1 pseudogene is annotated in these 377 nt (G+C 69.0%); it reads left to right on the top strand.

Annotated features, from left to right (window positions below):
- Positions 1–296 (top strand): annotated as a pseudogene (locus HKX41_10660) (hypothetical protein).
- The last annotated feature ends 81 nt before the right edge of the window (positions 297–377 follow it).

The raw sequence follows: 377 nt of genomic DNA, 5'->3' as shown, positions 1-377 counted from the left end.
ATCCGATGTTCCAGCAGGCGTTGACCGGCCTGGACAAGATCGGCCCGAACGCCGGCGTCTACGACAACCAGCAGGACAAGGAACGCGTCGCCGGTGCGCTGGCGCTGCAGGCGCGCAAGGCCGGGTTGCCGGAGATCCAGGAAGTCGTGCCGAGCCAGACCAACGGCAACGTGTTCGCGATGTGGAAGAACCCGGGCAACGAGGCCGACCTGCTGCGCGCCCACGTCGACCGCGGCGAAGCGGCGCAGCAGCCGCTGCAGGCGAATCTGGAAAAGCTGGAAACCGCCACCCGGCAGCAGAAAGAGCAGCAGGCGCGGGCGCCGGAACCGGTCCAGCAGCAGGCGCAGGGCGAACAGGAAGCGCCCAGCCGCGGTTCG

This window comes from Salifodinibacter halophilus (assembly GCA_012999515.1).
Classification (GTDB): Bacteria; Pseudomonadota; Gammaproteobacteria; order Nevskiales; family Salinisphaeraceae; genus Salifodinibacter; species Salifodinibacter halophilus.
Note: the sequence above shows the minus strand (reverse complement) of the source record. Positions and strands in the feature narration are given on the sequence as shown.